Raw genomic sequence first — 2,331 nt, 5'->3', positions numbered from 1 at the left:
GTATAGAACAGATCCATGTTCTGGTTAAGTGCATAAACCATCAATCCAACAGTTGCACTGATACCAAAAAAGATCGCTAAGATAATGCCTAGCCTCTTTTTGCGTCTTGGGTTCATAGAGTGTTCTCCATATTTTTTGCTGCATCAATACGAGCTTGACGGTCAATCTTAGCTTGTACTTCATTTAATAATTGCTTACCACGACGAACGCTTACGACCAGTAAAATGATCATCGCGAGGAATGTGATTCCAAATGCACTCCATACATATGAGGCGTAGCCACCCATGGCAAAGAAATCACTCAGAGATTCAAAATACATAATTACCTACCCTACTACGCTTTATTAGCCGCTAGCTTGCGAACCCATGGACGGTGACTCTCTTTACTGATGATTTCGTTTCTAAAACGAACCATAGTCACAGCACCAAAGAAAAAGGCAAAACCGAAGATGTTAAGAAGAAGCGGCCATAGCATGTCACTTGAAATAGAAGGCTTATCAAACTTAGTAATTGTTGCGCCTTGGTGGAGTGTGTTCCACCACTCTACTGAAAAGTGAATGATAGGTAGGTTGATGACACCAACGATGGCCAAAATACCGGCTGCTTTTGCTGCGGTTTTTTGGTCGTCAAACGCATGGTGCAGTGCAATAACACCTAAATATAGGAATAGAAGAATCAGCTCTGAGGTTAAACGTGCATCCCAAACCCACCAAGCACCCCACATTGGTTTACCCCAAACAGCGCCAGTTAGTAACGCAATAAAGGTAAATACAGCACCGATAGGCGCCATAGCCAACGCAGCCATGTCTGACAGCCTTACCTGCCATACCAAACCGATAAAGGCGGCAATTGCCATCGACATGTATACACCCATAGACCAAATTGCAGACGGAACATGGATATAGATAATTCGGAAGCTATCGCCTTGCTGGTAATCAGAAGGGGCAAATGCAAGCCCCCATACAGTACCGGCGGATAGACACAATAGCGCTAGGATCGAAAACCATGGCAGAAGTTTACCAGCAAGCTGATAAGAGGTTTCTGCTTTGGCGTAGGGATGGAGCCATTTCCACATGTTGTAATCTCACTCTTACTTCATATTGCTTACAGCTATCACAGCTATAATTATTATAATTTATTTGACTTACAGCTTCTTTCAGTGACTCTAGGAGTTTGAAGGCTTTAAATCGTTCACTTTGAACATGCAAAGTGCTAGTGAGTGCGTAGTTAATCTTAACCAGGTAATTAACTAGTTAACACTCACTCTCAGTGCTGCACTGATGGCAAATGGGGTGAGCGTCATCGCGCCCATTAACATTGCCCCTAACACCGCTAATTGTCCGTTATACGCAACGCCTAACGCTGCGGCATCAATCGCTGATGTAGCAAATATAAGAATTGGGATATACAACGGCAAAATAAGCAGACTTAACAGCACACCACCTTTTTGTAACCCAACCGTTAAAGCCACACCAATCGCACCAATAAAGCTTAATGCAGGCGTACCGACCGATAACGTTAAGACTACCGATAACCAAGTATCGAAATCCAAGGACAGCAGCACCGCCAACAACGGACTGATCAATATTAATGGTAACCCTGTCAATAACCAGTGCGCTATGACCTTGGACAAGACTACCAACTGCAACGGGATGGGCATCAACATCATCTGCTCAAGCGCGCCATCTTGAAAATCATCACGAAACAAACGCTCTAAAGAGAGCAATGCAGAAAGCAAAGCCGCTACCCAAACAATACCTGCAGCAATACGTGCAAGTAGGTTTGGCTCAGGGCCGATACTCAATGGGAAAAGGGTGATGACAATAATAAAAAACCACAGAGGGTTAAAGATATCGGCTTGGCGACGAAATGCGATCAATAGCTCACGTCGGATGATCGTTGTCATTGAAGAGATCATATTACTCACCCAACTTTATTTTTCTTAGTTTCGGGCTATCAGCAAACATATCTTGGTGTGTGGTTAATAACACAATGCCACCGTTATCTGCATGCTGAGAAAAAAGAGACTCCAAAACCTTAACACCCTGCTTGTCTATTGCAGTCAGCGGTTCGTCTAGAATCCATAACATTTGCTTACTCAACCAAAGACGAGCCAATGCCACACGGCGCTGTTGCCCCGCTGAAAGTTGCCCTGCTGGTACGTCTTCTCTACCAGCAAGCCCCACTTGAGCCAATGCATTGTAAAGTTCTTCCTTACTCGTTCCACTGCTGTGAATCGATTGATAGAAGCTCAGATTTTCATAGGCACTGAGCTCGCGTTTCACGCCAGTTTGGTGACCAAGAAAAAGCAAATTTTGGTGATACATATCTC

At 44.1% G+C, this 2,331-nt stretch carries 4 protein-coding genes and 1 pseudogene; all 5 read right to left on the bottom strand.

What is annotated here, in order from left to right:
- Positions 1–116 (bottom strand): annotated as a pseudogene (locus AB4496_RS05410) (cytochrome c biogenesis protein CcmE); the annotation flags it as partial.
- Complete coding sequence (gene ccmD, locus AB4496_RS05405) at positions 113–319, bottom strand: heme exporter protein CcmD (RefSeq protein ID WP_009848525.1); 207 nt, start codon at positions 317–319, stop codon at positions 113–115. The gene ccmD and the pseudogene AB4496_RS05410, both read right to left, overlap by 4 nt.
- Before the next feature lie 14 nt (positions 320–333).
- The gene (locus AB4496_RS05400) at positions 334–1,074 is read right to left on the bottom strand and encodes a heme ABC transporter permease (RefSeq protein ID WP_009848526.1); all 741 of its coding nucleotides are present in this window, start codon (positions 1,072–1,074) and stop codon (positions 334–336) included.
- A 174-nt stretch (positions 1,075–1,248) separates the two neighbouring features.
- Positions 1,249–1,917: a heme exporter protein CcmB gene (gene ccmB / locus AB4496_RS05395; RefSeq protein WP_009848527.1), complete on the bottom strand. Its 669-nt coding sequence runs from the start codon at positions 1,915–1,917 to the stop codon at positions 1,249–1,251.
- Between the two features lies 1 nt (position 1,918).
- The coding region (gene ccmA / locus AB4496_RS05390; protein WP_372130668.1) for a cytochrome c biogenesis heme-transporting ATPase CcmA at positions 1,919–2,331 on the bottom strand (413 nt) is incomplete at its 5' end.

The organism is Vibrio sp. 10N.222.46.A1 (genome assembly GCF_041473595.1).
Taxonomy (GTDB): Bacteria; Pseudomonadota; Gammaproteobacteria; order Enterobacterales; family Vibrionaceae; genus Vibrio; species Vibrio tasmaniensis_A.
The sequence above is the reverse complement of the archived record's forward strand: the minus strand, read 5'-3'. Positions and strand labels throughout refer to the sequence as shown.

Bases quoted from the DNA above. Each gene is read 5' to 3' on its own strand.
- ccmD (WP_009848525.1), bottom strand. From the start codon at position 319: ATGTATTTTGAATCTCTGAGTGATTTCTTTGCCATGGGTGGCTACGCC.
- AB4496_RS05400 (WP_009848526.1), bottom strand. From the start codon at position 1,074: ATGTGGAAATGGCTCCATCCCTACGCCAAAGCAGAAACCTCTTATCAG.
- ccmB (WP_009848527.1), bottom strand. From the start codon at position 1,917: ATGATCTCTTCAATGACAACGATCATCCGACGTGAGCTATTGATCGCA.